Here is a 26,957-nt window from a genome sequence, read left to right on the forward strand (position 1 = left end):
CGTGTCACCGTCCAAGGATCAGGCTGACATTGCTGCCGCCGAACGCAAACGAATTGCTCATCACGTATTGCGCGCCGGCGCCGCGCGGCAGGAAGCGTTCGCTTTCGACCAGATCCAGCACCGGCAGCGCGGGATCGGCCTCGCCGTCCCACAGATGGCGTGGCAGGGGCACATTCTCGCGCGCCAGCGTCAGCCATGCGAAGGCGAGTTCGGTTGCGCCCGCCGCGCCGAGCTGGTGACCCGTCAGCGGCTTGGTGCCGCTCGTCGCGACTCCGTTGGGGAACACCCGCGCCATCAACTTCGCTTCCATCTCGTCGTTCTTGCGCGTGGCGGTGGCGTGCAGGTTCACATAGCCGATCGCCGACGACGCGACGCCCGCATCGGCCAGCGCCGCGTGCAACGCGAGTTCGCCGCCCGCGCCCAGCGGGTCGGGCGAGGAAATGTGATACGCGTCGCTCGATTCGCCGACGCCCGCGAGTCGCACTTCCGCTTCATCGCGGCTCATCAGGAACACGGCGGCGCCTTCGCCAACGTTGATCCCGCAGCGATTGCGGCTCATGGGATTGGCGCGCACGCCACTGGTCGATTCAAGCGATGCGAAACCCTGCACCGTCAGCTCGCACAGCGAATCGACGCCACCCACCACGACCGCATCGCACAGTCGCAATTGCAGCAGCCGGCGCGCCGACGCAAAAGCCTTCGCGCTCGAGGTGCAAGCGGTCGAGATCGTGAACGCCGGGCCCTGCACACCGAGGGCGGCGGCGGCAAACGGCGCGGCGGTGCCGATCTCCATCTGCCGGTAATTGAAATTGGCAGGCAGGTCGCCCGCTTGCGCCTGATAGACGAACGCGGCTTCGGCCGCTTCGATACCCGACGTGCTGGTGCCGAGCACCACGCCGATTCGATGCGCGCCGTAACGCTCGCGCGCGGCTTCAACGGCGGGCGCGATCTGCGTTAGCGCGGCCAGCAGCAAGCGATTATTGCGGCAGTCGTAACGCGCGAGCCCAGCCGGCGGCGCCAGTTCCAGCGGCGCGAGCACGCTGCCGACAAACGCTTCGCCAACGCCCGTATGCGCGTTCGCCATGCCGGGTGCGTGACCGGCGGCAAGCGCCGGGACGATTGCATCGAGGTCGCCGCCGAGCGCATTGATCATGCCGAGCGCGTGCAAATAAACTGATGGCGCCTTCATGCGGCCCTCCTTGATTCCGATGGCATGCCGATCGGCGCGAGCAGCACCGATACCGCAATGCCGAGCGCGAGCGTGGCGCCGAAACTCTTCAGCGCGGGCATCGCGCTCATGCCGAGCATGCCGAACGACAACAGCGTGGTGGCCGCCGACAGCAGCACGCCAGTCCACACCGCGCCGAGATCCGCGTCCGCGCGCAAGCAGCCTTCGCGCAGAAACACTGCATAGTTTGCGCCAACGCCGAGCACCAGCATCAGCGCAAGCCAGTTGAAAAGATTGAGCGGCACGTGAACGTAGCCGAACACCGCGAGCGTGACGCCGACCGCGAGCAGCACCGGCAGCGTCACAGCAATGCCGCCGCGCACGGTGTAACGCAGCATCAACAGGACGAGCACAAGCGCCAGCGCGCCGCCGAGCCACCAGCCGCTATCCACACGATACGCGCCAAATAGCTTCGAGACGCTCGCCGCCTTGTCAACGAATACGACGCCGGGCAGCGCCTGCGCGGTGGCGATCAGCGCGGGTTCATTCTGTGGCGTCACGCCTTGTGGAATCACGACGGCTGCATACGCTCTGGTTGCCGGATCGACAACGCCCAGCCACAGATGTTTGTACGGCTGCGACCACGGCGCGGCGAGCCACGTGTCGACCGTGAAGAGCGGCTGCGGTTTCGCATAGGCGGCGAGCCAGGCATCGGCGACTTCGTCTTTAAATCCCGCCTGCAAAAGCGTCGCCCGCAATGCGGCGGGATCGTTGAATACGTGCTGCGCGAGCAAAGCACGGTCTTCGTTTTGCTGTTTCGCGGAGGGTACGAATTGCGTCACCGACTGATAGCTGCCGACCTGGTTCGCCGTGCCGTTCAACCCGTCGAGTGTCGTGCCCAACGCTTCGGCGCGTTGCAGAACGACTTCCGGCGTGTCGCCGCGCACGACAAAAAACTGCGCACTGTTATCGACACCGACCGCCTCGCGCACTTTGTCTTCCTGCGCGACCAGCGAAGGATCGCGCTGGATCAGCAGGTGGATATCGTCGTCGCTCGTCAGACGCAACCAACCGGGAATCGCCACGGCCAGCAAGAGCGCCGCCACAAACCATGCGCGCTTGCCGCCGATCGTGCGATGCCAGACCGCCAGCGCACGCGCCGCCCCAGCGAACACGCGTTGCGGACTGCGCTTCGGCGCGCGCGTGAGCAGCGCGGGCAACAACGACAGCACGGACGCAAACGCCGTCGCAATACCCGCAATCGCGAAGCATGCAATCTGCTTGAGCGCGGGGAACGGCACCCATGTGAGGATCGCGTAGCCGAGCAGGCTGGTGGCGAGCGCAACCGTCAAGGCCGGACGTACCGACCGCGCACCCCGGCGCGAATCCCAATCGCGCCCCGCACCGAGATAGACCACAAAATACTGGATCGAATAGTCGACCGCTTCACCAATCAGGCTCGCGCCGAACACCAGCGTCAACAGATGCAACTGGCCGAACACCAGCATCGTCACCGCGAGCGCGCAGACAATGCCAAGCGCCGTCGAAACAAAACCGAGCAGCAAGAGACGTGGCGAGCGGAACACCCACATCATCAGCAACGCAATCCCGCACAGCGACGCAACGCCGATCAGGTGTACCTCGTGTTCCGATGCGCTGCGTGCCGATTCCGCATAGAACACCGCGCCGGTCCTCGCCACCGACACGTCGGGAAACGTCTGCTTCAATGCGCTTTCGCCTTGTGCGAGCGCGGCGAGCACGGCGTGCTGCGTCTTCGACTCGTAGGCTGAGCCCGGCAGCGTGACAACGATCAGCACGCTAGTCGCGGTACCGCGATGCGACACCAGCATGTTGTCTTCGAGTTCGAGATTCGATGTGGCGAGCGGCAAACCACCGAGCCAGTGTTCGAGCCAGCCAAACGGATCGTCTGCAAGCGGCGTGGTCAGACCGCCGCGTAGCGGGCTGTAAATGCGCTGCGCGAGCGCGGCCCGCAACGTGGGGCTTGAAGCACTGCCCTGCGCAAGCGCCGCGCGATCAACTGGCGCCAGCAAACCGAAGCGATAAGGCATGTACAACGCCGCGATCTGCGACAGATCGAAGGGCGGCAATTCCGCCGTCACCGAGCCGAACGCCCCACTCTTCTGTAATGATGCGCCGAGCTGTTTCGCTGCCGCTTTCGCGTGTGCGTCATTGTTGCTGGTGACCAGAAAAACGGTGCGATCGCCCAGCGCGCTCGCCAGCGTATCGACCGCCTTTTCGGCGACCGGATCCGCTTCGGTGGCGGGAAGTAACGCCAGCAGATTAGTTTGCAGCGGCGATGGTCCCGCGAAACGCCAACCGCAGTACAGCGCAGCGGCGAGCGCGAGCAGCAGCCACGCAGCGCGCACGCCCCATGCCTGTTTCGCGGACCGCTGTTGCAGCACCTGCATTACGGCGCTCCGAACAAACCGCGCTCAGCGGGCGTCGGTTCGGTCACCGCCGCGCTCTTCGCGAAGTCGAGCTTCGTTACGTCACCATTGGCGAGCGTGATACGCAAGCTTTGGAGGTAGTCGCCGCCATTCACCTGCAAGCCTTTGATCGATTGCGCGATCTGCGGCTGGTTCGGCGTGAGTTGCATGCGCCACTGCGCGGCGCTGCCTTCGGCCTGCACGTCGAATTGCGAGTACAGCGCCGACAGATCGCCGCCGAGCATCGCGCGCATCATCTTCGAGACCTGCGCGACGCCGCGTGTGCCTTGGGCGCTGTGAGCCGTCACGCGCTGGCCATTGGCGTCGACTTCTGTGACGCCCGCATCGGTGATCACGTAGGTGGCTTTGTAAGGCGTGTCGATCTGCCAGATCACGCCACGGTCGCGGAAGAACAGCAACGAACCCGTGCTGACGAGCGGCTGCTTCATCGCAGCGAGCGTTTGCGTTTGCGTGAACTGAGCGCGGACACCCCTGGCTTGTGCGAGGCGCGAGGCGATCTGCGAGACGAGAGCCGGGTTGCCGGCGGACTGCGCGGCTTCTGCCGCGGATGCCGCGATCGGCCATGCGGCCACGCTTGATACGCTCAGCAGGCTCAATGCGCTTTGCGTGCCTAGCGTGCTTAGTGCGAGCAACCCGCCCGCTGCCACACCGCGCAAGTTCATCGTGCCCATACGCGCTCCAGCTTTTCAAATACGACGGGCGGCGACACGAACTGCAATTCCTGCGTCGCGGCATCGACCGCGACCTGGATCGTATAGCCCTTCGTCAGCCGTGTGCCGGTTGCGCAATCGACAATTTCATAGCCTATTTTCAGGCGGTTCTCGTGTTCGAGCAGTTGCGCGCGCACTTCGATCGCCTGGCCGTAGGTGGCCGGGCGCACATACTTCAGATGCGCCTCGACGATCGGCCACAGGTAACCCGAGGCCTGCATCTCGCGGTAGTCGTAATCGAAGGTGCGCAAGAGCGCCGCGCGGCCGATCTCGAAGTACTTCAGATAGTGGCCATGCCAGCACACGTTCATCGCGTCGACGTCGTGAAACGGCACTTCGACTTTCGCGCTGGCTGTCAGCACTTTAGGGCAGCCGGTCATGCGTGCGATCCTCCACGATAGTCGTTCAATAGATCGCATGCGGCGATGCGCGCGCTCAGCGCACGCAGGTCGCTCTCCAGCGCGCGGTCTTCGTCGACGAACGGAGACTGCGCCGTCACGCTGTCGATGAAGGTTTGCAGCGGCACGGGAACCGGCGTGGCGCTATCGATCTTCAAACGCAAACGGGCGGCTTGCACCGTCGCGAGCGTATGCGCGGCAGCGACCTGCTCGGTCAACTCCAGCACGCGCAAACAGTCGCGCGCGGCGATCGTGCCCATGCTGACCTTGTCCTGATTGTGCGCCTCGGTCGAACGCGAGAAGACGCTCGCGGGCATCGTGTTCTTCAACGCCTCGGCCGTCCATGCGGACGATGAAATCTGCACCGCCTTGAACCCGTGATTGATCGCGGCGCGCGCGGGCGCCGCACCCGACAGATTGCGCGGCAAGCCGTTGTTGAAATTCACGTCGACCAGCAGCGCGAGCTGCCGGTCCATCAGATCGGCCAGATTGGCGACCGCGACTTTCAGCGAGTCCATCGCGAACGCGATATGGCCGCCGTAGAAGTTGCCGCCGTGCAGCACGCGCTCGTTGTCAGGATCGATCAACGGGTTGTCGTTCGCGCTGTTCAGTTCGTTCTCGACGTCGCGGCGCACCCACGACAAGGCATCGCGCGCAACGCCGATCACATGCGGCGCGCAGCGAATCGAATAGCGGTCTTGCAGACGATGCCCGGGTGTATCGTCGCGCCCAGTCAAATCCTCGCGAATCCACGCTGCGGCTTCGGCCTGGCCTGCGTGCGGTTTCACTTCGAAGAGCGTTGCGTCAAAGTGCGCGGCGCGGCCGTCGAGCGCAACGGTAGAGAGCGCGGTGAGACGTGCGGTGAGGCGTGTCAGATGATCGGCGCGCGCGAACGCGAGACAGGCGAGGCCCGTCATCACGGCGGTGCCGTTCATCAGTGCGAGGCCTTCTTTCGGCGCGAGCGTCAAGGGCGCATGACCGAGTTCGGTCCAGACCTCACGCACGTCACGCAGTGAGCCTTCGAACATTACATCGCGCTCGCCAGCCAGCGCGGCGGCCACATACGAGAGCGGCGTCAGATCGCCGCTGGCACCGACCGAGCCTTCCGACGGAATGCGCGGCAGCACACGATGATTGATCAGATCGGCGAGGCGTTCGAGCAACACGGGGCGCACGCCGGAAAAACCGTAGGCCAGCGAGTTGAGCCGCGCGGCGATCACCGCGAGCGTTTGCGCGTCGTCGAGATACTGGCCCATCCCGCAGCCGTGGTAACGCGTCAGTTGCAACGGCAAGGCTTCGACGAGTTCCATCGGCACATCGACCACGCATGCATCGCCATAGCCGGTGTTGACGCCGTACACGGTCGCGCCCGACGCCAGATGCCGGCGCAGAAAGTCCGCGCCGCGCTGGATGCGCGCGCGCCATGCCGGATCGGCGCTCAACGCAACCGGTGCGCGATGCCACGCGATCGCGACGACCTCTTCGATCGTCAGCTTGCGTCCGCCGATCGTCACCGCCGGCGCGTTTGCGCGGGTGTTCTCTGTTGCGCTGGCGTTCGGCGCCTCGATCAGATCATGTTCGGCCATGTGTGCCTCGCTTGGGGCTGGCCCAGAAATCGAAGAAGTTGAACCATTGATAGGGTGCCTTGCGGCAATAGTGTTCGAGGCGCGCCGCGTAACGCTGCGCCCACGCCGCAAGATGCTGCGCGCGTTCACGGCGCGGCAACTCGATGCGCTCGGCGAACGGCTCGAAATACAGACGATAACCGTCGTGTTCTTTCAGGCAGAAGAACAGATAGACCGGGCAGCCCAACGCATGCGCGAGCACGTAGGGGCCTTGCGCGAACGACGCGGTCGAGCCGAGAAACTGCGCTTCGGTCGTGCGCCCCGCTTCGTGAGCCGGCACGCGGTCGCCGACGATCACCAGCAGTTCGCCCGCATCGACGCGCTCCTGCATCATCATCGCGGTCTCGGGACCGAAGTCGCTGACTTCGAGCAGATGCCGCGCGAACTGGCTATTGGCCGACGCCAGCACGCTATTGAAGCGCCGTGCATGCTCGGTGTAGACGACGGCAGTAACTTTCGCGTAGGCACCCTGCGCGGCAAGCGCGCGGGTCATCTCCAGATTGCCGAGATGCGCGCCGATCACGAGCGCACCTTTACCACTTGCCACCAATGCTTCGAACGCCGAAGGATCTTCGAATTTGACGTCGGCGTTGTTGACGCGCCCGGACCATGCAGCAAGCTTGTCGAAGCCCGACTGTGCAAACGCCAGCATATGGCGATAGGCCGACAGCCAACCTGGACGCGGCGTATCGCCGTGCGGTGCGGCTTCGCCGAGATGCGTGAAGTAATTGCTCGACGCCTCGCGCGCGGCGCGGCCCGTCAGCAGAAAATACGCGACGATTGGATGCAGCCAGAGTGCGGTGAAACGGCGGCCGAACAGCTTGCAACTGAGCGCGAGCAGGGACATGCCCAGATGGCTGCCGCGTTCGGCGATCCGCCACCAGTCCTGGGGGCTTTGTTCGAGTTGTATCGCTTGCTTGCCTGATTCGCTCGGTCTGCCTTGTTCGGGCTGCTTGGCTTCGTCGCGATGCTTGGCTTGTTCGTCTTGCCTGGCCAGGTTGCTCGATTTGCCCGTTTCGTCCTGTTCGCCCTGCTTGATCGCCTCACCTGCGATGGCCGGGCGGCGTGGCATCACCTTGTGCGCGAGCAGCACCGGCAGACGCCACAGCATGCCGAACACAAGCCGCGTATGACTGCGGCTGATGCGCACGTTGTCCCACAGCACGTCGAAATGCGAAACGCCATCGGTCGCATAGGTGACGCGAGTGGGAATCGAACGAAACGCCGCGCGCCGCCAGTGGAGGCGCACGAGAATTTCGATGTCGAAGTCCATGCGCGTCGGCAGTTGCACGCTGTCGATCAGCTCGCAAGCCAGCGCCAGGGGATAGAGACGGAAACCGCACATCGAATCGCGAATCGTCAGCGAGAGCGTTTCGATCCACACCCACACATGCGTCAGATAGCGGCCGTAGAGGCGCGATTTCGGCACGCTCTCGTCGTAGACCGGGCGGCCGAGGATCACCGCGCCCGGTTGGGCGCGCGCGGCTTCGATGAAACGCGGCACGTCCGTCGCGTCGTGCTGGCCGTCGGCGTCGATCTGCAGCGCGTGCGTGTAACCCGCAGCGCGCGCGGCACGCAGGCCCGCCATCACGGCCGCACCCTTGCCACCATTGACCGGCAAGCGAAGCAGCGTGAGCTGCCCCGCGTAGTGTTGCGCCAGCGCGGCGAGCACCTGCTGGGTCGCCTCATCGCTGCCGTCGTCGACGACAAAGATCGGCAAGCTGTGCACCGCGAGATGGGCCACGGTCGCGCCGATCGCGTCCTTGTGGTTGTAAATCGGAATGACGATGCACGGCGTGAAACGCATCATGCAGGCTCCCGATACACGATCACGCCGGATGCGCATTCACGCCCGTTCAGCCGGTACGCGAATTGCAAGCGCCCACGCGCGGCGTCGTGGGCAAGCGTGAGATTCAGCACCGCGCCCGGCGACACCGGCGCCATGAACTTGAGACGGTCGACCGATACCAGCGCGCGCACGGCGGGCAGTTGTTCCGCGGCTAGACGCATGGCCCAGTGCACCTGAACCACGCCCGGCAAAATCGGCAGACCGGGGAAGTGGCCGGCAAAATGCACCAGCGTCGGCGGTACGCGCAGTTCGTAATGCAACGTGTCGGCGCTGCGGGCTTCGGCGAGCACTTCCACACCGTCCGAGCGCGGCTCGAAAGCCGCCGCGACCGCGGCCACCGGCAGTTTGCCGCGCGAATCGAACGGCAGCGTGAGGCGAAAGCGCCAATGACGCGGCAGCACCACCACGTCGAAATACTCAGCGAGATGCCGGCGCAGGGTTTGCGCGAGCAGCACGCGGCCTTCGGCGCGCAATGCCTCGCTGCCCGCGTCGGTCAGGGCCACCACGGCGCCGACGCGATCGCGTGAGGCGCCTTCCAGCGGCACAATCGCCGCTTGCGCGACGTACGGATGCAGCGCGAGACGCGCTTCGAGTTCCGGCAGCGACACACGCTTGCCGTCCAGCTTGAGCACGCGATCGAGGCGGCCTTGCAGGCGGAAGCGGCCATCGGCGTCGAACGCGATTTTGTCGTCCGTACGATGCCAGCCGGTGTGATCGAGATGCGGCGAACGAACATTCAGCGCGCCGTCTTCGTCGCGGCGTACTTCGATGCCGGTCACCGCTTGCCAGGCCTCTGTCTGGTCCTGACGACGCCACGCAATGCCGCCGGTTTCCGTACTGCCGTAGATTTCGAGCGGCGCAGCGCCATACGCGTCGGCGTATTCCTGCGCGGCTTCCACGGCGAGCGGGCCGCCTGAAGAAAAGAACGCGCGCGGCGCCGGCGTTAGTGCGGCGAAGCCCGGCAATGCGGGCCAACGCGACAATTGCGCGGGCGTCGAAACGACGACCGTCGCGCCACATTGCTCGATCTGCGTTTGCAGTTGCAAAGGTTCGATACTGATCGCGCGGTCGAACGCGCGGCCCGCGGCAAGCGGCCACAACACGCGAAACAACAAACCGTAGATGTGATGATGCGGCACGCTCGCGAGCATCGTCGCATCGCCGACCAGAGCGCCCCACTGCTTTTCGAGCGTGTGCACTTCGGCGTTGAATTGCGCGAGGGTCTTGCGGATCGGCTTGGGTGTGCCGCTGCTACCCGATGTGTAGAGCGTCAACGGGGCTTGCGGATCGATCGTGTGTGAGGTGTCTCGCGCGTGTGTGGCGTCGGCGTCGGCGTCGGCGTCGGCGTCGGCGTCTCGCACAGCATGCGGCAGATCGGCATCGGTCAGCACGGCGTCATACGCGTCGGCAAGATCGGCGAGATAGCCCGGCGTCGCATTGGCCGGAATCACCGGCTCCTTGCCGCACGCGAACAACGCAAACAGCGCGCAGGCGAAATCGAACGGATCGTCGATACACAACGCGTAGCGTCGCGCGGGTTGCGCTTGCATTAGCGTGACCAGCGTCGAGACGCGCGCGCGAAACGCAGCGCGATCGAGCACCGTAGCGCCGTCGCGGCATACCGGCGAATTCACGACTGAGGACTCGTGCGCCGCCGACAACAGATCATGCAACGCGATCATGCCGCCTCCGAACGCGCCGCTCGCGGCAGCACCACCAGATAACGCCAGATGACCTCGGCCACCAGTAGCACACCGATCAACCCATAAGCGATCGCGCCGTTGTAGAGCGACCAGTTTGCACGGCTCCAGTACAGCGCCGTATAAGCGGAGAACGCGCCGTTCAGCGCAAAGAAACCGCACCACACCTGGGTCACGCGCCGCGTATGGCGCACGGCGCCAGGCGGCAAATTCGGATTACCCAGCCGTGCGAATTTTTCGATCATCGACGGTCCGCGCACAAGCGTCGCGCCGAACGCGATCAACAGGCCCAGATTGACGAGCGACGGATAGAGACGCAGCAGCAACTCGCTATTGGTGAATACGATCGCCGCCGAAGCGCAGCTCAACAAGCCGACCACGGTCCAGTCGATTGTGGAGAGCCGGCGCAGCGAGGTCGCAACCGGACCGCTGCCGGCCCAGCGTTGCAGCCACAGAATCGCAAACAGCATGCAACCGACATAGCGCGGCGTGTCCCAGCGCCAGGCACACAGAATCAACGCGGGATAGGCGAGTTTCAGCAGGACCTGCACCACCGTTTTGGCCCAGTGGCGCTCCGTGCCGGGCGATGCCCCGGCGGGCTGGCTCGCCGCCGCTTGCATTCGCGAGCGCACGGATGGCATCAGCCTTGCGCCGCCAGCAGGGATTCGACCGCACCGATCACATCACCGACCGTGCGCACCGACTTGAACTCGTCCGGCTTGATGCGGCGGCCGGTCATTTCCTGCAGTTTGATCGCGAGGTCGACAGCGTCGATGCTGTCGAGATCGAGGTCTTCGAAGAGATGCGCGTCCGGCGTCACGCGCTCCGGCTCAATGGCGAAGTTCTCTTTGAAGATGGCGCGGATGCGTTCAAGAATCTCTGCCTCGGACACGATTTATTCCCCTTTTTTTGCGGTTTCGTTCACAGCGTGCGCCGCTTCGCGTTGACTCGCGACCAGCGCGGCCAGCGAGCTGATCGAGCGGAAGTGTTCGCGGGTGCGTTCGTCGTTCGCTGCGATGGTCAGTTGGTATTGTTTGCGCAGCACGATGCCGATCTCGAGCGCGTCGATCGAGTCGAGGCCGATGCCGTCGGTATCGAACAACGGTGCGTCGTCGTCGATATCGGCCGGGCTCAGGTCTTCCAGATCGAGGGCTTCGATCAGAAGCTGTTTAATTTCCAGTTTTAAAGAATCCATAATCGAACAGGTGCTGAGTAATGTGTGCTTCGATGGCGCTGGTCACGCTGCGCGCCGCGAGAGACGGTGAAGTGTCGAGGTCCGCGAATTGCTCGACGCCAAGCGGCTCGAGCACGTTCACGCGCATCCGGAAAGCACGCGCGGGTACGTCGTACCAGCGCATCTGCTTGGTAAACGCCGGCGGATCGCAATCCATCAGCACCGGCACGATGGGTGCGCCGACCTTCAACGCCATATGCGCGAACCCGCGTGAAAACGCGTGCAGCCGGTTCGGCGCGGGGCTGCGCGTGCCTTCGGGAAAAATAATCATCGTATAGCCTGCAGCGAGCTGCCGCGCGCCGGCTTCGACGAGCTCCGAGGGATCGGCATTGCTCACATATTCCGCCGAGCGCACGATTCCCCAGAAACACGGGTTGCCCCAGTGCGCGTTTTTCACCACGCAACAGGCCCGCGGCGTAAGCGACAACAGCACCATCACGTCCAGGTACGTCGGGTGATTGGCGACCACGATCGCGGGGCCGTCGGCGCGCAATGCCTCGGCGCCCGACACCTCGAGCTCCATCACACCGATACACCGCAACGCTGCGACCAAAGCGCGGAAGAACCAGTGGATCACAGTCGTCACCACGCGCTGACGCGACGCACGATGCGGCCACAGCCACGCAAGCGGGAACACCAGCACCGAAAACAGCACACCGCAGATGCCGAACACCACGAAGGCCATGCCTGTCGCGCAGAACCGCCAAAGGTAATCAAGCCGCGCGTTCATGCCACCTCCAATGCCAGGCCGCGCCGTCGCCGTGCCAGACGGCAGACCGGCCCGTTTCCAGACAATGCAGCAGCGCCTGGCTTTGGGTCGCGAAGCTTTCGTCCGCGCTTGCCGCGCCTTCCTGGCCTGCGTGGCTTGCCACCTGCCCGCCCTCCGCGACCTCCGGCTCACCTGCACCGGACAACGTGCAGACCAACTGCCCCGCCGCCGCTTCGCCGTTCAGCAGGATCGCGATCGCGCCGCCCTGCACTTCGTCTTCAATCGTGCCGTATGCTGGATCGGCGAGTTCGTCGGCGTACACCAGTAACACCGGCGAGCCAGGCTGCGTTGCGTACTGCGCGTACGCTTCCAGCAGCGCGTAGCCGAGCGTCTCGGCACCCGCCGAGATCGCGCTGGCAGCGGAACGGTCGCCGCGCGCAATGCCAAACACACCGGTCATTGCGTTCAGCACTGACAGGCTGAATGCCGTCGGCGAGACCGGCTCGCCCGCGCTAATGGTACGCAGGATGTCCGTCGTGCGCCGCAATTCGCCGTGGCGCGAAGCAAACACGACCCGGACCTCGTCCTGCGACACGCAGTCGTGCGCGACCTTCAGCGCCACCTTGGACAGCGTGCTCAGGCGACGCCGCACGATCGGCTCGATAAAGCCGATATCGGGTGCGGCAGATGCGGCAGCAGGCCAGCTAGACCAGCGAGCGACCGGAATGGTCCAGTGCAGATCGGGCATATCGGTGTTCGCGCGTAGAAGCGAGGAGAGGCTGAGGGCGCCTGACGGAATACGCAACCGTCACGGCGTATGCGCGCCGCGCGGAACGACAATCTCCAGCCGGGGGTCAATCCAATCTTCTTATATAGGGTTCAGCGAATTAACGGCACTTGGCCCTGATTATTTAGGCGCCTGCGCCAATTAGTCTGATGGATTGTCTCAGGCTCCCTATGGTCGCCGGAATCATACTGAACATTCTGGATTAAATCAGCCACAAAAGACGTATCTATCTGTATCCGTATCGCTGGTGCGACGCAGGGCTGGACAGCGCCAAAAATGCAGGCCTGGCGGCCCTTTCACAGACTGTGACCGACCCGCGAAGCCGCCTGCAGCACGCTTCGCGCCCCGGCTGGGCGCCGCCGACGTCCATAATTAGGCACACATTCTTTCATTTAACTTTCTAAACAAGTGTTTCGTTTCGGAACACTTCAATGCTTCCGGACCTGTCTGCTGAGTTAAACGCTGCATGCCGCCCAAATCGCACGCGTGACTTACGGGCGCTTACCGCAGTGCCATTTTGACGACCTGGCGGCAGCGCCAGGCCGATTTCGCCACGCCTGCCATACTCCGCCCCCATTGTGGACCGTGGATCACGCTTTTCCCATTTCGACCGGAGCGGTCACGCTCGCCGAAGCAATGCTTGCGACCCGTGCTGTTAGCAAACGAAAGCGGCCCGGCAGGACTCCCCTGCCGGGCCGCTGTTTGTTGCGCCTCGGCCGATGCCGTTGGGCGCGCCGCTCGACGCTTACTGCACGGCTTTCGCGCCGGAAGCCGACGCCGGCGCAGCCGCGGGCGCGGCGCCCGTCGTAGCGACTTCGTTCGACACCCCGCCGTTCTTGTCGACGGGAATCTTCACGGTATGCACCATGCCGTTGCCGAGAGGGAAATCGGCCAGCGCACTGCGTGCCAGATACGGCATCGCCCTCACGAGCGACGACTCGCCGTCCGAGTTGCGCGCCGTCACGTTATAGACCTCCTTGCCGCTAGCCCGCTCGGTGATCCGCACGCCGAGCAGGTGCGTGAAAATCGGGTAGCTCTGATTCACGTACGCGGCCGGATACGGACCCCACGGGCCCCATGGCCCCCACGGATCGAACGGGCGGCCCCAGTACGGCGACGGCCAGGGGTTGTAGTACACCGGCTGTGCGACCGTCACCATGTCCGAGCGAATCCCGTACGACAGCCCGACCAGATAGCGCGCCGCTGAAGGGTCGACCTGACGGAACGCGTGCGTGGCGAGTTCGTTGCCGACCGTGCGCTCGTACGTGGTGAGTTCAAGATTGTTCTGCTGATCCGCTGCCCGTGTGAAGGCATAGGTACGGGTGGCGTCGTTGCCGCTCCAGTCGGAGAACGCCGTGACCTGGGTGGTCACGTAGGTCGTGCAGCCGGACAGCAGCACCGTCAGCGCACCGAGCAGCAGCGCAGCCCGGCGGGTCCATCGATCGAATTTCATGGTCTACCTCGTGATGCCTGTTTTCGCCATTCTTGAACGGGTTAGCTCGTGCGCACGCTTTGCTGCGCCGAGCGGCCCCGATAATACGCTGACCAGGCGATTCGGTAAAAAGTTCGTTCCGCACGATCCGCCGAGCCTTTGTACAATGGCTCGACAAGCCCGGCTCGCGCGCCATAAGCACGCGTGACGGCTCGAGTCCCATCACTACAGAACGCCATGGCCGATACCGCAACGCCCAATGTGATCCGCCGCGCCGATTACGCGCCGCCCGCCTTCCTGATCGACACCGTCGCCCTGGAGTTCGATCTGGTCCCCGAACGCACCGTCGTCAGGAACACGATGCGGGTGCGCCGCAACCCGGACGCATCCCACGCCGCGAATCTCGAACTGATGGGTGAACAACTCGAGTTCGTCAGCGCCGTGATCGACGGCGCCCCGTTCGCCAACGCGCATGCGCACGAGCACGGCCTCACGCTCGACAACGTGCCGGATGACTTCGAACTCACGCTCACCAGCATCTGCAATCCGGCGGAAAACACCACGCTGTCGGGTCTGTATGTGTCGGGCGGTAACTTCTTCACGCAGTGCGAGGCGGAGGGCTTTCGCCGCATCACGTATTTCCTCGACCGCCCTGACGTGATGGCGACCTTCACGGTCACGCTGCGCGCCAGCAAGGCCGACTACCCGGTGCTGCTGTCAAACGGCAATCTGCTCGAAGAAGGCGATCTGCCGGACGGCCGGCATTTCGCCCGCTGGGAAGACCCGTTCAGGAAGCCAAGCTATCTGTTCGCGCTGGTCGCGGGCAAGCTGGTCGCACTCGAAGAACGCGTGAAGAGCGGCTCGGGCAAGGAAAAGCTGCTGCAGGTGTGGGTCGAACCGCACGATCTGGACAAAACCCGCCACGCCATGGACTCGCTTATCAACTCGATCCGCTGGGACGAGGCGCGCTTCGGGCTGGAACTGGATCTGGACCGCTTCATGATCGTCGCGGTGAGCGACTTCAACATGGGCGCGATGGAGAACAAGGGGCTCAACATCTTCAACACAAAGTACGTGCTGGCGAACCCCGAAACGGCAACGGACACCGACTTCGCGAACATCGAGGCAGTGGTCGGCCACGAGTACTTCCACAACTGGACCGGCAACCGCGTGACGTGCCGCGACTGGTTCCAGTTGAGCCTGAAAGAAGGCCTGACGGTGTTCCGCGATCAGGAGTTCTCGGCCGACATGGCGGGCGGCGCGACTGACGAAGCCGCACGGGCCACCAAGCGCATCGAAGACGTGCGCGTGCTGCGCCAGATGCAATTCGCCGAAGACGCGGGCCCGATGGCGCACCCGGTGCGCCCGGAAAGCTACGTCGAGATCAACAACTTCTACACGATGACGGTCTACGAAAAAGGCTCGGAAGTCGTGCGGATGTATCAGACGCAGTTCGGCCGCGACGGTTTCCGCAAGGGCATGGACCTGTACTTCAAGCGTCATGACGGCCAGGCCGTGACCTGCGACGATTTCCGTCATGCGCTGGCCGACGCGAACGGCCGCGATCTCGCGCAATTCGAGCGCTGGTACAGCCAGGCCGGCACGCCGCGCGTGTCCGTGCGTACGAAATATGACGCCGCGCAACAGCGCTACAGCGTGACGCTCACGCAAGGCTATGGCGACGGCGCGCCGGCCGCGCGTGAAACGCAAAAGGGCCCGCTGCTGATTCCGTTCGCGATCGGTCTGATCGGCAAGGACGGCGCCGACCTGCCGCTGCAACTGGAAGGCGAAGCCAAAGCGTCGGGCTGCACCACGCGCGTGCTGGATTTCACGCAGACTGAACAGACCTTCACGTTCGTCAACGTTGCCGAAGAACCGCTGCCCTCGCTGTTGCGCAATTTCTCGGCACCGGTGATCGTCGAATACGACTACTCGGCCGACCAGCTTGCCTTCCTGCTCGCGCATGACAGTGATCCGTTCAACCGCTGGGAGGCCGGCCAACGGCTCGCTACGCGCGAGCTGCTGACCCTCGCCGGGCGCGCCGCCACAGGCGTGCCGCTGCAACTCGACGACTCGGTGGTCGCCGCGTTCGCCCGCGTGCTGACCGACGAGTCGCTCTCGCCTTCTTTCCGCGAGCTGGCGTTGATGCTGCCGTCTGAAGCGTATCTGGCTGAACAGATGGCCGAATCGAATCCGGCTGCCGTGCACGCCGCGCGGCAATTCGTGCGCAAACGCCTCGCGAATGCGCTCAGGAAGGACTGGCTCGCCGTGTACGAGAAGCACCGCACGCCAGGCGCCTATGAAGCGACGCCGGAGGCCTCCGGTCATCGCGCGTTGAAGAATCTTGCGCTTTCATATCTCGCGGAACTGGACGATCCGGCTGAAGCCGTGCGCCTCGCGTCCGCGCAATACGACGCCGCCAACAACATGACCGACCGCTCGGCGGCGCTCTCGGCATTGCTCAATGCAGCGGCGGCGAATGGCGGCAGCGTTGAGGCTCAGCAGGCACTGGACGACTTCTACCGGCGCTTTGAAAAGGAGCCGCTCGTCATCGACAAGTGGTTTGCCCTGCAAGCCACGCAACGCGGCAGCGCGCAGCGCCCGGTGATCGAGATTGTGCGCAAGCTGATGGCGCACCCGGCGTTCAACCTGAAGAACCCGAACCGCGCGCGCTCGCTGATTTTCAGCTTCTGTGCGGCGAACCCCGCGCAGTTCCACGCCGAAGACGGCTCGGGCTACGCGTTCTGGGCCGACCAGGTGATCGCGCTCGACGCCATCAATCCGCAAGTAGCCGCCCGCCTCGCCCGTTCGCTGGAACTGTGGCGCCGCTTTACGCCGACGCTGCGTGATGGCATGCGCGCGGCGCTGGAGAAAGTGGCCTCGCAGGTGAAATCGCGCGACGTGCGCGAGATCGTGGAAAAAGCGTTGGCGTGATGATCGTCTGAAACTGCTTCCCGCATTGAAAAGCCGGCACGTGTTGCCGGCTTTTTTTCGTCCTCAATCGGGTGCTGACGCAGCGGCCTGAACATCAACGTTAGCCATCTGGGCGACTGTTCGGGTCGGCCTGGCGGGGTGAAAGTAAACGCATTCATTTAACGATTTACGTTTAACGCAACGCGTTATATCATCCCATGATCACGACATTCGGCGACAAGGCTACGGCGGCAATCTTTCAGGGCAAGTTCGTGCATTCACTGCCGCTTTACATGCAGGCGCTCGCACGCCGCAAACTGCTCATGATCGATGCTGCCGAGTCCATCCGCAATCTGCATGCGCCGCCGGGCAACCGGCTCGAAGCCTTGCAAGGTCAGCGCAGCGGGCAGTGGAGCATTCGTATCAATGCGCAGTGGCGCATCTGTTTTCATTTTGTCGACGGGGAGGCGCTGAATGTCGAAATTGTCGACTATCACTGATTATTGGGAGACCGGCATGGTCATCAAACGCTCCGATCTGGGCAGCATCGATTTCTCCGACATCGGCACCGGCGAAAGCATTCCGGAAATTCACCCCGGCGAGATTCTGCGCAGCGAGTTCCTCGAGCCGCTCGGCATGTCCGTCAATGCGCTCGCGCTTGCGCTGCGCGTACCGGCGCCGCGCATCAACGACGTCGTGCGCGGCAAGCGCGCCATCTCGGCAGACACCGCGTTGCGGCTCGAACGCTACTTCGGGGCGAGCGCGCAGTTCTGGCTGAATCTGCAGATCGCCTATGACCTGCGCGTCGCCACCGCGGCGGCCGGCGAGCAGATCGAACGCGAGATCGAACCGATGCCCAAGGCGAACCGGCCGAAAATGCCGAAAGTCTCAGCCGAACACGCCCGTGCCGCAGCGCTCGCCACGAGCCTCGCCGGCCATGTCGCGGCCATCAAGGCGCGCCGCAAGGCCTGAATTTCGCGGCCTTTACAGCGCTCAGCAACGCGGACGCACGCCCTTCTATATCAAAAGCACGGAACCGACACAGCGAGCGGTTAAAATCGAGACATTCCCCAAGCCTTCCCGGAGTACAGCAATGGCTTTGCAACGTCGTACCACTCTCACGAAGTATCTGATCGAGCAGCAGCGCGAGACCAACAACCTGCCCGCCGACCTGCGCCTTTTGATCGAAGTCGTCGCGCGCGCGTGCAAGGCGATCAGCTACCACGTCAGCAAGGGCGCGCTGGGCGATGCGCTCGGCACGGCAGGCAGCGAGAATGTCCAGGGCGAAGTGCAGAAGAAGCTCGACATCCTGTCGAACGAAATCCTGCTCGAAGCGAATGAATGGGGCGGCAACCTGGCGGGCATGGCGTCCGAGGAAATGGAGCAGTTCTTCCCGATCCCGGCCAACTACCCGAAGGGCGAATACCTGCTGGTGTTCGATCCGCTCGACGGCTCATCGAACATCGACGTCAACGTGTCGATCGGTACGATCTTCTCGGTGCTGCGCTGCCCGGACGGCCAGCAGCCCACCGAACAGTCGTTCCTGCAACCCGGCACGCAGCAGGTCGCGGCAGGTTATGCGGTATACGGCCCGCAAACCGTGCTGGTGCTGACCACCGGCAACGGCGTCAACTGCTTCACGCTCGACCGCGAACTGGGTTCGTGGGTGCTCACGCAAAGCGATATGCGCATTCCGGTCGAAACGCGTGAATACGCGATCAACGCTTCGAACGAACGCCACTGGTATCCGCCGGTCGAGAAATACATCGGCGAGTTGAAGGCCGGCAAGGAAGGTCCGCGCCAGAGCGACTTCAACATGCGCTGGATCGCGTCGATGGTAGCCGACGTGCACCGTATCCTGAACCGCGGCGGCGTCTTCATGTACCCGGCCGACAAGCGCACGCCGGACAAGCCGGGCAAGCTGCGCCTGATGTACGAGGCGAACCCGATGGCCTTCATCGTCGAGCAGGCGGGCGGCGCCGCGACCAACGGCGAGAAGCGTATTCTGGACATCCAGCCGAAAAGCCTGCACGAGCGTGTAGCGGTGTTCCTCGGCTCGAAGAACGAAGTCGACCGCGTGACCCGCTACCATCTCGAAACAAAAAAGTGATCGCAGGGGCTTGCCAAGTTCGTAAAGAAGTCCCTATAATCTCGTTTCTCCTGATGCCGGAATAGCTCAGACGGTAGAGCAGCGCATTCGTAATGCGAAGGTCGGGGGTTCGATTCCTCTTTCCGGCACCAAATAGCATCGTAAAAACAAAGGCTTACCAAATTGGTAAGCCTTTGTTGTTTCTGCCCTGTCAACGAAGTGTCAACGCAAAATCATGCCGCTTCCGCCTCGCTCATCTTTGCCAGTGGGTTTAACCGCTTGGCCTCCTGAAGATGCTCTGGCGACAGATGCGCATACCGCATGGTCATCGTCAGATTCGAGTGCCCGAGAATCCGTTGCAGCGTCAGGATGTTGCCGCCGTTCATCATGAAATGACTCGCGAACGTATGGCGCAAGACATGCGTGAGCTGGCCGGCAGGCAGATCGAGTGCAGCGCGCTCGACAGCCTCGCGGAAAGCGGAAAACGCCGACGAAAAAATCCGCAGTCCTCGGCCGTGCTTGTCCGCATATGCCGAGATACGTGCCAGCAGCAGATCGTCAATCGGAACCGAGCGGGTTCTCCCGCTCTTGGTACGCGCGAACTGAATCTGACCGTTGCGAACCTGACTGCGTGTTAGCCGCTCCGCTTCCGACCAGCGGGCGCCGGTCGATAGGCAAATTACAGCGATAAGCTCGACTCCCGAATTACGCGACGCCCGCAGTTCAAACAGAAGCGTCCGAATGGACGCATCATCGAGAAACGAAAGCTCTTGTTGCTGCACCTTGAACTGACGTAGCTTGCCTAACGGATTCTCTCGCGTCCACAGTTCCAAACGGGACAGCTCGTTAAACACGGCCCGCATCGTCGCGTGCTCACGATTCATGTTCGACGCGCTTATCCCGGCTTCGATACGCTTCGCGCGATAGCTCGCGAACATATCGGCCGAGAAGGTATCGGCGGTCGGCTCGCCCATGTACTCGCACGCCGCTAGCAAACGGGTCTTCGTGCCCTCCCCTGAATTAAGCTCGCGTCCGTGGCGGTCATACCAAAGCTCGACAAGCTTCCGCAGCGGGCGAGCATCCTTGCGTGTTGGCTCCCAATCGGGATCTTGAGCCACCTGCGTGCGCAGCCAGTTGTCATAGGCCTTTGCTTCCGCTTGCGTCTTGAACGATTTCCGAATTCGCTTCCCGCCTCGGCCACCCGGTTGTGCGTCAACCTGCCATCCGCTCTCGATTCTTTTTATCGCCATGTTGATTCAGATGTTCGGCCATTGACCGAAGTTGTTCGTTTGGGTCTGCTGCACGCACGTGATCAAGTCCACGCTGTCGCACGAATTGGTGTTAGGGCTTGCTCTGCGTGTGTTTCCGTTTCTTTTCTCGCAAGTCAGCCATCTGCTCTCGATAGAGACGTTCTTTGTGTTCGTTTAGCAATGCTTTCGCACTGACCAGCTTCTCCGTGTACTCGGGGTCTTCAGGTTCGTCCAGCACACTGAGGTCGATGTGTGCGGTCGTGCCGCCACGCTCTTTGGTTTGTGGATTGGGAATGCCGCCGACGAATTCTTCCGCTTCCTCGCGCAGCATTGCTTCGTCTAGGCCGGTAAGGGCGAGACGTGTTGTCTTGTATCGCCGTGGGATTTGGTCGAGCTGGAAACGGAAGTAGTCGTTCGCATTTGAGTTGACGTCCGCAAGCGTTTCCTGAACGAATTCTTCAGCCGACCTTGGCGCTGTATGTCCGGCGTCTACGTCGGTGATACCCGTGCTGAGCCAAAACGCATAAGTTGGCCATTGGCGTGATAGCGCTTCGATCATCGGGCCGGATGGGTATGTTTCACGGTTCCAAAAACCTCGCCACGTTGCAGCAGGTATCCGCGTGATTTCCTCCAGTTCCTTATATCGGCGGTCGGCGCGGACCATGCTCTCTATGAGCATGCGAGTTCTTGCTTTTATGTCTGGAAAATTAGTTGACATGCTTTCACTGCCTAACTTAGAGTACCTATAGAGCGCTACATATGTAGCGCTCTATAGGTACTCTTGGATTGTGTCTGTCGATGGAGCAATTATGGGCGATTTCCCTTCTGGTCAACAGCTTACCGAGCCGGCTCAGTTTGTGGCTCCGGTCCCTTTTATGTCTCGCGAACGTTTCGCGAGCGTGGTCGGCCTTCCTGTCGGTGTGATCGTTGGGATGATCAATAAGGGCTATCTGCCCACGGTGGATGTCGGTCGCTATTCGTGCGTGAACGTCGCGCTTCTGATGCGTCGGTGTGGCGACGCGTCTCTCAAGCTCAGCCTTTGGGAGCTTTGATCAATGACGACGACCCTTTACCGCGTGCCCGTTCCGTATGGCGAGGACACGATCGAGGTGTATGGCGAGATAGATATGGGTTGGTACGAATGGCGCGTCGTTACGCCGACTGGCGTTACGCGTCGGGACACCCAAAACCGCGGCTACGGATGCGCTGAAATCGCGCTACGTGATGCCCTGACGGAGGCTTGACTGTGGCGAAACAGCTTGCGGATAAATACACGGGCGATTTGTTGGGCAATCGTCGTGGCCGTGCCGCGAAGCCCGACGCCCTTACTGGCGCGCAGCGTGCGCGCCGCTTCCGTGAAAAGCGTCGGCTAATTCCCGTTACGCGTAACGAATATTGCGAGTGGTGTGGCGCCGATCGCGCTGGCCAGTGCGGTGCGTGCTCACAGGGGGGCTGACATCCATGCCAGCTTACGCTTCCGAGAAGGCGAGGCCTTTTCCCGTTCCTGCCGCGTCAGCCGGCACATCGCTTCCCACATGGCTTGTCCAGTTGCGTGCCAAGCGCTCGGCGGCGCTTCGCGTCGTCGCGTCTGAGCGCGCTTATCGCGATGCTACGGGCGGTCGCGTCGCCTCGCCCGCGGCGGGGCGAGGACGGACGACACGAACGAACGAAATTGAGCCCGTGTCGCAGACCTCGCTCGATGAGGTCAATGCAGAGCTTCGCGGCATGCTTTCGGATGGTTTTTTTGCCTCGCTGTGCGAGGCAGTTTTTTTTCAGGCGGGCGTGGTAGCACCGCCTGAAGGTCTCAAGTTTGAGACTCGGCATGACTCTGGGGAGGGTGTTTAAACGTGGCGTATGACACGGTGCGGTTGCGCTCTCCTTTTCTCGATCGCTCGGTGGTCGAGCGCATCGAAGGACAGTGTCTGCTGCGCTCCGGGTTGGACTGCTCAAGCGGTGAAGTCCTCTATGAACTCTTCACGGGAGATCTGCTTGGGTCGTGGGATTCGCGGATCTCCGTGGTGCCGAAGCATGAGGAGTGGGTGGTGGACAAGAACGGTCGTCCGTCGCTGGTGGTCTGCGAGCCATACATCGTGATCGAGGCGTCGGTGCATAAGATCGTTCTCGGTCACAACGTCTACGGCGGCCCGACTGATTTTATGCGCGCTTGTCGCGACTTCGTGTGTCTCGTGTCAGACCTGCTACAAACCGACCTGCCGCCGGCTGACTGGTGGACGGTCCATCGGGTTGATGTGTCGTCCGTGTACCGGCTGTCGAAGGCGGCGTGCAAGGAATTCTTTGACGGCGTGCAGTTGATCAATTTCCCGCGACGCAAGAAAGGAGCGGCGAAGTATGCGATGGCCGTCTACTTCGCCGGCAAGACGACGACGGTGAAGTTTTATCACAAAGGCACTGAATTTCAGGTGCACGAGCGTAGTAGGTTGCGCCGCTTTTTCGCGCAGGTTTTTAACCATCTGTATGGGTGCGAGGATCAGGGCAATCGTGCACGCGTGGAACGCAAGATCAATGCGCTGCAACGTCTGGCGGACAGGCGTCTGCGTGCAGAGGTGGAAATTCATAGCGATAAGTTGCAATACGACTTTGGCAAAAATCCGCGAGTGGATGAGGTGTCGGACGCCTATCTGGAAGGGCTGTTCGATTCGGAGATCGAGAAGCTGCTCCGTGAGGGGAAACAGGGTATGGACACGGTTCGCGACAGCAAGTCGGTAATGCACCGGCTCAAGGCGGTTTACGGAGATCGGGCCGGAAAGCATATGTACTGCTTCTGGTCGTTTTTGTCAGTGCACGGCGATGAGGTGACGCGCGAAGAGTTCAGCAAGGCGACGTTTTATCGTAATCGCAAGCGGCTCGAGGATGCGGGCGTGTCGTGGCGTGGCACGAACATCCACGTTATCGCCAATGAGGGGATTCTGCCCCACGATTTCAGTCCGGTTCGGACGGACCCCCGCGTGTGCAGACTCCCGGCGCGTACCCGTGAGGAATACCAGGTAAGCCGGGAACAGCTGCGCTTAGCCGCTTGACGGTGAGATCGAACATGCCAAAACTGAGCAACGGCGTACTCAGCGTTTACTTGGGACCGCTTAAGCATGAATGGCAGAACTACTGCCGTTCTCATGGCGTGTCTCCCAGCGACGCGACCAAACAGGTAATTCGCAAGCTAATCGGCCGCGAGGTGCCAACGGGAATTCAGATCAAGGAAGACACCTCGATACGTTCCGAGCCGAAAAAGCGGATCGAAATTCGCTTGACGGCGTGGGAGTATCACGCTGTTTCAGATTCGGCTGAGCGCGGTGGTTTCTCAGTGAACTCATGGATAGTTGCTCTCTTGCGAACCCGCCTGACAGAGACTCCGCAGCTAGGCCAGTTTGAGCTTGAGCAGCTTGCGGCGTCGAACAGTCGCCTTCTCGCTATCGGGCGAAACCTCAACCAGATAACCCGCGCGCTAAATGCCCGGCCAACAGAGACGGAAAATTTCAGACCTGAAATTATCGTCGCGCTCTCGGACGTAATCCAATCGCATACGGCAGATGTAGCCGCACTAATTCAATCAAATGTTCAACGCTGGTCCCGTTAGCCTAGGAGGTTAGTATGCAGTCGCAACTTCATTTCAGGTGGTCTGATCTCAAGACGCTTGTTCCCCGAAAAAACCATCCCGTCGCACGGACTGGTGTCGCAAACTGTCATGTTGAACCAGTCTCGACGCTCCTGCTTCGAGCAAATCGCTATCGGGGATTCGGCCTGTACGTCATGACCTCTTCTGGCCCGGTCCCTGTGTTGCGCGCAGGCACGGCAGTATGGTTCAAGTCCATCGAAGAAGGTGCCGATGAGTTGCTCGATCTGGATGTTGACCTTGATTTCGAGCATGTTCTCCTGGACCTTGGTATGTGGGACTGCCACTTGATGGCACCTCGCTCCGATGAGCCTCGCCCCGCGATCCTTCAATGTGGTCGCTTCGCAAAATCGAGCCTTCGTCAATTGCGCTCCTTAGGCGCTCGATAAAGGAGAAGTCTCATGTTTTCACTTTGGCTTCTGATTTTGGCAGCAACAAGCTTTCTGTTCTTTATCCATTGCCTGGACTGGGGGTTCCTGATCCGAAATCGCCAACTGCTCAGCTACTTCGTTCATACGCCAACGCACTTTGTCGGCGATGTAGCGTCGATGACCGCGTATTGTGTGTTGCTTGCACTGGCGACTCGGCAGGCACTAGGTGTTGCCCGCAACGACGGCTTCTATGTAGTTCTGGCTCTTGCTGTCACGTTAGTCGTTGGTTGGCGTCGCGCCAATGCAGGGCTTCTCGCAGCACAGGAGGACACCCAATGAAAACTCTCCTCATATGCGTCACGATTCTGATTCTCGTCGCATGTAAAAAAGACGACAACGTCACCCTCAAGGCACGCACGCAGGACAATCTTGCGCCCGTTCCAGCTAGCCAATTCGGCTCGAAAAAATAGGCGGATAATTACCATGCCACAAACCGGCGTCTGGCAATTTGTTTCGGGCTCCATCAATAATTTCCTGTCAACTTATGTCACCTCGGCCTCATCTTCTATCGCAAGTGCGATTGTGCCGATGGTGACGGCCGCAGTGACCATCTGGATAATCATGTACGGGTGGGCGACGATTCGCGGCGAAATGCAGGAACCGGTCAGCCAGTTTGCCTACAGGGCGTTCAAGATTTCGTTGATACTGACCTTGGCATTGAGTACCTCCGCCTATCAAACCAATGTCGTCGGGTTCGTGAACGGCGTCGAGTCCGGAATGGTCGAGACGATCATGCAAGGGTCGAATACAAACGTCTTTTCAGCACTCGATGCTCTCGACTTCAAGACTGGTGCCCTGACACAGATGCTCTTCGAACGCGGTACGAACCTTATGCCAACCGGCGGATACGGAGACATCATTGCGGCATTAATAATTGGCGTAGCCTCTGCTGTTAGTCAATTATTCATGGGCGGGCTGATGTTGGTGGCGCAAGTTGCGCTGGCGCTCATGCTCGCCATGGGACCACTCTACATCGCATGCCTCGCGTTTGGCCCGACAAAGAAGTTCGCGGACGGATGGATATCGAAGGTGGCTAACTACGTTTCACTCACTGTCTTTCTTGCCGTCGTGTCCGCCGCCAGCCTGTCCATCTACGAAACATTTGCAAGCGCGTTGCTTGCGACTGCGGCCACCACCAATGTGATCGAAGATGCGTTGGGTTTCGTCACGATATCAGGAGCATTGATCATCCTTATTCTCCAACTACCCGGCATTGCAGCGGGTCTGGCCGGTGGTGCCGCCCTTTCCGGCGCAGGCCTCGGAAGCGTGATCGTCGGGGCGATGTTGGGTGGCGCAGGTAAGGGCAACGGACGGAACAAACCGGAACCTCCGAAGGGAGGTTCGGTTACCGGCAGTGACGGATCAGCGGGCGATGGAAATACGGGTCGCGGCGGAGTGGGTTCAGGAGGCGGACCGAACTCGGTTCCGGCCTATCAGCGCGCGACCCTTGAGCGACTGCTGAGCAACAGATATTAACTGGCCGAATCGCAGCAGCAGCGCTGCGCCGAATCAACAGGTATGCGCGACGGGATGGAAGAAGCGTGACCCGACCGAAAATATACGTCAACGGAGTACTGCGAACCTGGGGCGACGAGCTGTATGGCGACGATGTACGCGTCGTCAGGCCGCGTAAATCGGGAACGGGCCTGAAGCTTCCACCCCGGCGTCCATCACCCCGCACTCAGCCTCGGGCGTCAGGGGTGGTAAGGATTCGACAGGCGCTTGAGGCGACGACCCGGAAAGCGCCGGAGGTGGTCGTCAAGATCAGCGGTGGCGGCAAGGGGATGAAGGCTATTCGCGCACATCTCGACTACATATCGCGTAACGGTCGCGTGGCCTTGGAGAATCAGGACGGCGATGTGCTTACAGGTCGAGACGATATTCGGGACCTCAAGAACGAATTTCAATCAGGCGGCTTCGGCATCCCGGAGGAAAGTACAGTCCGCGAAGCGTTCAACATCGTTCTATCGATGCCACCGGGTACCGACAGGATTGCTGTTCACGATTCCGTACGTTGCTTTGCCGCTGACGAGTTCGGGGAGAACTTTCGCTATGTATTCGCGTGCCACACGGATGAGGCACATCCCCATGTACACCTTTGCGTCGTTGCGAGGTCAAACGACGGTACGAGGCTCAATCCGCGCAAGGCGGACCTGCAGGACTGGCGCGAGTCGTTCGCTGCCCACCTGCGTGAACACGGTATCGATGCCAATGCCACGCGACGCCAGGCGCGTGGGGTGACGCGAGTCCCGGTACCGCAACCTGTCATGAACATGCAGAAGAAACGCGGTACCGCGCCTGAGCGTCAGCAGACCACTCCGCCTCCGGATGCAAGGCACATCCAGGCAGGAGACCGTTCAGGGACCGAGCAAAAGGTCCTGCGCGCATACGGCGCGATAGCGAAGGCTATGGCCGAGTCGGAGGACGTGCGCGACCGGAAGGTGGCCATCGAAATCGTGCAATTAGTGAAGCAAATGCCTGCCGTTCATCTCGAACATTCCCGATCTCAACGGAACCAACCGGACAGGCTCGCGGCGCAACGTTCCGGCGCAAAGAAGTCTCTGTG

28 protein-coding genes and 1 tRNA gene are annotated in these 26,957 nt (G+C 61.9%); 14 read left to right on the plus strand and 15 right to left on the minus strand.

The features are described from left to right. Positions 1 to 4 precede the first annotated feature (4 nt). The 13 genes from PQQ96_RS28965 to PQQ96_RS29025 form a co-directional block, all read right to left on the minus strand. A complete protein-coding gene (locus tag PQQ96_RS28965; protein WP_408298992.1) occupies positions 5 to 1,189 on the minus strand; it encodes a beta-ketoacyl-[acyl-carrier-protein] synthase family protein in 1,185 nt (394 codons plus the stop codon). Then, positions 1,186 to 3,597 carry an MMPL family transporter gene (locus PQQ96_RS28970; RefSeq protein WP_408298994.1) on the minus strand — a complete coding sequence of 804 codons (2,412 nt, stop codon included), beginning with the start codon at positions 3,595 to 3,597 and terminating at the stop codon, positions 1,186 to 1,188. Before PQQ96_RS28970 ends, PQQ96_RS28965 begins: the two co-directional genes overlap by 4 nt. Beyond that, the gene (locus PQQ96_RS28975) at positions 3,597 to 4,307 is read right to left on the minus strand and encodes an outer membrane lipoprotein carrier protein LolA (protein ID WP_408298996.1); all 711 of its coding nucleotides are present in this window, start codon (positions 4,305 to 4,307) and stop codon (positions 3,597 to 3,599) included. Before PQQ96_RS28975 ends, PQQ96_RS28970 begins: the two co-directional genes overlap by 1 nt. Next, positions 4,295 to 4,726, minus strand: coding sequence for an acyl-CoA thioesterase (locus PQQ96_RS28980; RefSeq protein WP_408298998.1), 432 nt, complete (start codon positions 4,724 to 4,726; stop codon positions 4,295 to 4,297). The genes PQQ96_RS28975 and PQQ96_RS28980 overlap by 13 nt, the downstream gene beginning before the upstream one ends. Further along, the gene (locus PQQ96_RS28985; protein ID WP_408299000.1) at positions 4,723 to 6,330 is read right to left on the minus strand and encodes an HAL/PAL/TAL family ammonia-lyase; all 1,608 of its coding nucleotides are present in this window, start codon (positions 6,328 to 6,330) and stop codon (positions 4,723 to 4,725) included. Before PQQ96_RS28985 ends, PQQ96_RS28980 begins: the two co-directional genes overlap by 4 nt. Beyond that, the gene (locus PQQ96_RS28990) at positions 6,317 to 8,176 is read right to left on the minus strand and encodes a glycosyltransferase family 2 protein (protein ID WP_408299038.1); all 1,860 of its coding nucleotides are present in this window, start codon (positions 8,174 to 8,176) and stop codon (positions 6,317 to 6,319) included. The genes PQQ96_RS28985 and PQQ96_RS28990 overlap by 14 nt, the downstream gene beginning before the upstream one ends. After that, positions 8,176 to 9,900 carry an ApeI family dehydratase gene (locus tag PQQ96_RS28995; RefSeq protein ID WP_408299002.1) on the minus strand — a complete coding sequence of 575 codons (1,725 nt, stop codon included), beginning with the start codon at positions 9,898 to 9,900 and terminating at the stop codon, positions 8,176 to 8,178. The genes PQQ96_RS28990 and PQQ96_RS28995 overlap by 1 nt, the downstream gene beginning before the upstream one ends. Next, a complete protein-coding gene (locus tag PQQ96_RS29000; RefSeq protein ID WP_408299003.1) occupies positions 9,897 to 10,559 on the minus strand; it encodes a COG4648 family protein in 663 nt (220 codons plus the stop codon). Before PQQ96_RS29000 ends, PQQ96_RS28995 begins: the two co-directional genes overlap by 4 nt. Continuing rightward, positions 10,559 to 10,810 (minus strand): acyl carrier protein, encoded by a 252-nt coding sequence (locus PQQ96_RS29005; protein WP_408299005.1) that lies wholly within the window; start codon positions 10,808 to 10,810, stop codon positions 10,559 to 10,561. Before PQQ96_RS29005 ends, PQQ96_RS29000 begins: the two co-directional genes overlap by 1 nt. Positions 10,811 to 10,813: 3 nt before the next feature. Then, on the minus strand, positions 10,814 to 11,113 hold the full coding sequence (locus tag PQQ96_RS29010; RefSeq protein WP_408299007.1) for a phosphopantetheine-binding protein: 300 nt from the start codon (positions 11,111 to 11,113) through the stop codon (positions 10,814 to 10,816). Continuing rightward, the gene (locus PQQ96_RS29015; RefSeq protein WP_408299009.1) at positions 11,088 to 11,882 is read right to left on the minus strand and encodes a lysophospholipid acyltransferase family protein; all 795 of its coding nucleotides are present in this window, start codon (positions 11,880 to 11,882) and stop codon (positions 11,088 to 11,090) included. The genes PQQ96_RS29010 and PQQ96_RS29015 overlap by 26 nt, the downstream gene beginning before the upstream one ends. Then, a complete protein-coding gene (locus PQQ96_RS29020) occupies positions 11,866 to 12,609 on the minus strand; it encodes a beta-ketoacyl synthase chain length factor (protein WP_408299011.1) in 744 nt (247 codons plus the stop codon). Before PQQ96_RS29020 ends, PQQ96_RS29015 begins: the two co-directional genes overlap by 17 nt. Before the next feature lie 784 nt (positions 12,610 to 13,393). Beyond that, the gene (locus tag PQQ96_RS29025) at positions 13,394 to 14,101 is read right to left on the minus strand and encodes a DUF4136 domain-containing protein (protein WP_408299013.1); all 708 of its coding nucleotides are present in this window, start codon (positions 14,099 to 14,101) and stop codon (positions 13,394 to 13,396) included. A 216-nt stretch (positions 14,102 to 14,317) separates the two neighbouring features. On the opposite strand from PQQ96_RS29025, the gene pepN reads away from it, so the two are divergent. The 5 genes from pepN (at position 14,318) to PQQ96_RS29050 (ending at position 19,234) form a co-directional block, all read left to right on the plus strand. After that, positions 14,318 to 17,014, plus strand: a complete 2,697-nt coding sequence (gene pepN / locus PQQ96_RS29030) for an aminopeptidase N (RefSeq protein WP_408299015.1) — start codon at positions 14,318 to 14,320, stop codon at positions 17,012 to 17,014. A gap of 197 nt (positions 17,015 to 17,211) precedes the next feature. Then, complete coding sequence (locus tag PQQ96_RS29035; protein WP_120303252.1) at positions 17,212 to 17,493, plus strand: type II toxin-antitoxin system RelE/ParE family toxin; 282 nt, start codon at positions 17,212 to 17,214, stop codon at positions 17,491 to 17,493. A gap of 16 nt (positions 17,494 to 17,509) precedes the next feature. Then, a complete protein-coding gene (locus PQQ96_RS29040; RefSeq protein WP_408299016.1) occupies positions 17,510 to 17,965 on the plus strand; it encodes a HigA family addiction module antitoxin in 456 nt (151 codons plus the stop codon). 121 nt (positions 17,966 to 18,086) lie between these two features. Further along, a complete protein-coding gene (locus PQQ96_RS29045) occupies positions 18,087 to 19,103 on the plus strand; it encodes a class 1 fructose-bisphosphatase (RefSeq protein ID WP_408299018.1) in 1,017 nt (338 codons plus the stop codon). Positions 19,104 to 19,158: 55 nt separating this feature from the next. Beyond that, positions 19,159 to 19,234 (plus strand) — tRNA-Thr (locus PQQ96_RS29050). Positions 19,235 to 19,315: 81 nt separating this feature from the next. Here PQQ96_RS29050 and PQQ96_RS29055 read toward each other — a convergent pair. Both PQQ96_RS29055 and PQQ96_RS29060 read right to left on the minus strand, forming a co-directional pair. Next, complete coding sequence (locus tag PQQ96_RS29055) at positions 19,316 to 20,332, minus strand: phage integrase (RefSeq protein ID WP_172310640.1); 1,017 nt, start codon at positions 20,330 to 20,332, stop codon at positions 19,316 to 19,318. A 91-nt stretch (positions 20,333 to 20,423) separates the two neighbouring features. After that, a complete protein-coding gene (locus PQQ96_RS29060) occupies positions 20,424 to 21,050 on the minus strand; it encodes a hypothetical protein (RefSeq protein WP_408299022.1) in 627 nt (208 codons plus the stop codon). A gap of 91 nt (positions 21,051 to 21,141) precedes the next feature. Here PQQ96_RS29060 and PQQ96_RS29065 point away from each other — a divergent pair, with 91 nt between their 5' ends. The 9 genes from PQQ96_RS29065 to PQQ96_RS29105 form a co-directional block, all read left to right on the plus strand. Next, positions 21,142 to 21,384 (plus strand): hypothetical protein, encoded by a 243-nt coding sequence (locus tag PQQ96_RS29065; protein ID WP_211708613.1) that lies wholly within the window; start codon positions 21,142 to 21,144, stop codon positions 21,382 to 21,384. Positions 21,385 to 21,387: 3 nt separating this feature from the next. Continuing rightward, the gene (locus tag PQQ96_RS29070; RefSeq protein WP_211708612.1) at positions 21,388 to 21,576 is read left to right on the plus strand and encodes a hypothetical protein; all 189 of its coding nucleotides are present in this window, start codon (positions 21,388 to 21,390) and stop codon (positions 21,574 to 21,576) included. Between the two features lie 603 nt (positions 21,577 to 22,179). Next, positions 22,180 to 23,370: a phage/plasmid replication protein, II/X family gene (locus tag PQQ96_RS29075; protein WP_408299024.1), complete on the plus strand. Its 1,191-nt coding sequence runs from the start codon at positions 22,180 to 22,182 to the stop codon at positions 23,368 to 23,370. 14 nt (positions 23,371 to 23,384) lie between these two features. Then, positions 23,385 to 23,924, plus strand: coding sequence for a hypothetical protein (locus PQQ96_RS29080; RefSeq protein ID WP_408299026.1), 540 nt, complete (start codon positions 23,385 to 23,387; stop codon positions 23,922 to 23,924). 14 nt (positions 23,925 to 23,938) lie between these two features. After that, positions 23,939 to 24,349, plus strand: coding sequence for a hypothetical protein (locus PQQ96_RS29085; protein WP_408299028.1), 411 nt, complete (start codon positions 23,939 to 23,941; stop codon positions 24,347 to 24,349). A gap of 12 nt (positions 24,350 to 24,361) precedes the next feature. Further along, complete coding sequence (locus PQQ96_RS29090; RefSeq protein WP_408299030.1) at positions 24,362 to 24,670, plus strand: hypothetical protein; 309 nt, start codon at positions 24,362 to 24,364, stop codon at positions 24,668 to 24,670. Next, entirely contained in the window at positions 24,667 to 24,801 is a 135-nt protein-coding gene (locus PQQ96_RS29095) for a hypothetical protein (protein WP_408299032.1), read from the plus strand. Before PQQ96_RS29090 ends, PQQ96_RS29095 begins: the two co-directional genes overlap by 4 nt. Positions 24,802 to 24,814: 13 nt before the next feature. After that, complete coding sequence (locus PQQ96_RS29100; RefSeq protein ID WP_408299034.1) at positions 24,815 to 25,867, plus strand: TrbL/VirB6 family protein; 1,053 nt, start codon at positions 24,815 to 24,817, stop codon at positions 25,865 to 25,867. A 275-nt stretch (positions 25,868 to 26,142) separates the two neighbouring features. After that, a partial coding sequence (locus tag PQQ96_RS29105; protein WP_408299036.1) for a relaxase/mobilization nuclease domain-containing protein occupies positions 26,143 to 26,957 on the plus strand: 815 nt, incomplete at its 3' end.

The organism is Paraburkholderia sediminicola (genome assembly GCF_046027825.1).
GTDB lineage: Bacteria > Pseudomonadota > Gammaproteobacteria > Burkholderiales > Burkholderiaceae > Paraburkholderia > Paraburkholderia sediminicola_D.

What these genes read in the sequence shown, in the direction of transcription:
- PQQ96_RS28995 (WP_408299002.1), bottom strand. Translation starts at nt 9,900, where the DNA reads ATGATCGCGTTGCATGATCTGTTGTCGGCGGCGCACGAGTCCTCAGTC.
- PQQ96_RS29085 (WP_408299028.1), top strand. Translation starts at nt 23,939, where the DNA reads ATGCAGTCGCAACTTCATTTCAGGTGGTCTGATCTCAAGACGCTTGTT.
- PQQ96_RS29035 (WP_120303252.1), top strand. Translation starts at nt 17,212, where the DNA reads ATGATCACGACATTCGGCGACAAGGCTACGGCGGCAATCTTTCAGGGC.
- PQQ96_RS28975 (WP_408298996.1), bottom strand. Translation starts at nt 4,307, where the DNA reads ATGGGCACGATGAACTTGCGCGGTGTGGCAGCGGGCGGGTTGCTCGCA.
- PQQ96_RS29010 (WP_408299007.1), bottom strand. Translation starts at nt 11,113, where the DNA reads ATGGATTCTTTAAAACTGGAAATTAAACAGCTTCTGATCGAAGCCCTC.
- PQQ96_RS29080 (WP_408299026.1), top strand. Translation starts at nt 23,385, where the DNA reads ATGCCAAAACTGAGCAACGGCGTACTCAGCGTTTACTTGGGACCGCTT.
- PQQ96_RS29060 (WP_408299022.1), bottom strand. Translation starts at nt 21,050, where the DNA reads ATGTCAACTAATTTTCCAGACATAAAAGCAAGAACTCGCATGCTCATA.
- PQQ96_RS28970 (WP_408298994.1), bottom strand. Translation starts at nt 3,597, where the DNA reads ATGCAGGTGCTGCAACAGCGGTCCGCGAAACAGGCATGGGGCGTGCGC.
- PQQ96_RS29040 (WP_408299016.1), top strand. Translation starts at nt 17,510, where the DNA reads ATGGTCATCAAACGCTCCGATCTGGGCAGCATCGATTTCTCCGACATC.
- PQQ96_RS29055 (WP_172310640.1), bottom strand. Translation starts at nt 20,332, where the DNA reads ATGGCGATAAAAAGAATCGAGAGCGGATGGCAGGTTGACGCACAACCG.
- PQQ96_RS28990 (WP_408299038.1), bottom strand. Translation starts at nt 8,176, where the DNA reads ATGCGTTTCACGCCGTGCATCGTCATTCCGATTTACAACCACAAGGAC.
- PQQ96_RS29065 (WP_211708613.1), top strand. Translation starts at nt 21,142, where the DNA reads ATGGGCGATTTCCCTTCTGGTCAACAGCTTACCGAGCCGGCTCAGTTT.
- PQQ96_RS29025 (WP_408299013.1), bottom strand. Translation starts at nt 14,101, where the DNA reads ATGAAATTCGATCGATGGACCCGCCGGGCTGCGCTGCTGCTCGGTGCG.
- PQQ96_RS28965 (WP_408298992.1), bottom strand. Translation starts at nt 1,189, where the DNA reads ATGAAGGCGCCATCAGTTTATTTGCACGCGCTCGGCATGATCAATGCG.
- PQQ96_RS29100 (WP_408299034.1), top strand. Translation starts at nt 24,815, where the DNA reads ATGCCACAAACCGGCGTCTGGCAATTTGTTTCGGGCTCCATCAATAAT.
- PQQ96_RS29090 (WP_408299030.1), top strand. Translation starts at nt 24,362, where the DNA reads ATGTTTTCACTTTGGCTTCTGATTTTGGCAGCAACAAGCTTTCTGTTC.
- PQQ96_RS28980 (WP_408298998.1), bottom strand. Translation starts at nt 4,726, where the DNA reads ATGACCGGCTGCCCTAAAGTGCTGACAGCCAGCGCGAAAGTCGAAGTG.
- PQQ96_RS29000 (WP_408299003.1), bottom strand. Translation starts at nt 10,559, where the DNA reads ATGCCATCCGTGCGCTCGCGAATGCAAGCGGCGGCGAGCCAGCCCGCC.
- PQQ96_RS28985 (WP_408299000.1), bottom strand. Translation starts at nt 6,330, where the DNA reads ATGGCCGAACATGATCTGATCGAGGCGCCGAACGCCAGCGCAACAGAG.
- PQQ96_RS29045 (WP_408299018.1), top strand. Translation starts at nt 18,087, where the DNA reads ATGGCTTTGCAACGTCGTACCACTCTCACGAAGTATCTGATCGAGCAG.
- pepN (WP_408299015.1), top strand. Translation starts at nt 14,318, where the DNA reads ATGGCCGATACCGCAACGCCCAATGTGATCCGCCGCGCCGATTACGCG.
- PQQ96_RS29095 (WP_408299032.1), top strand. Translation starts at nt 24,667, where the DNA reads ATGAAAACTCTCCTCATATGCGTCACGATTCTGATTCTCGTCGCATGT.
- PQQ96_RS29070 (WP_211708612.1), top strand. Translation starts at nt 21,388, where the DNA reads ATGACGACGACCCTTTACCGCGTGCCCGTTCCGTATGGCGAGGACACG.
- PQQ96_RS29015 (WP_408299009.1), bottom strand. Translation starts at nt 11,882, where the DNA reads ATGAACGCGCGGCTTGATTACCTTTGGCGGTTCTGCGCGACAGGCATG.
- PQQ96_RS29020 (WP_408299011.1), bottom strand. Translation starts at nt 12,609, where the DNA reads ATGCCCGATCTGCACTGGACCATTCCGGTCGCTCGCTGGTCTAGCTGG.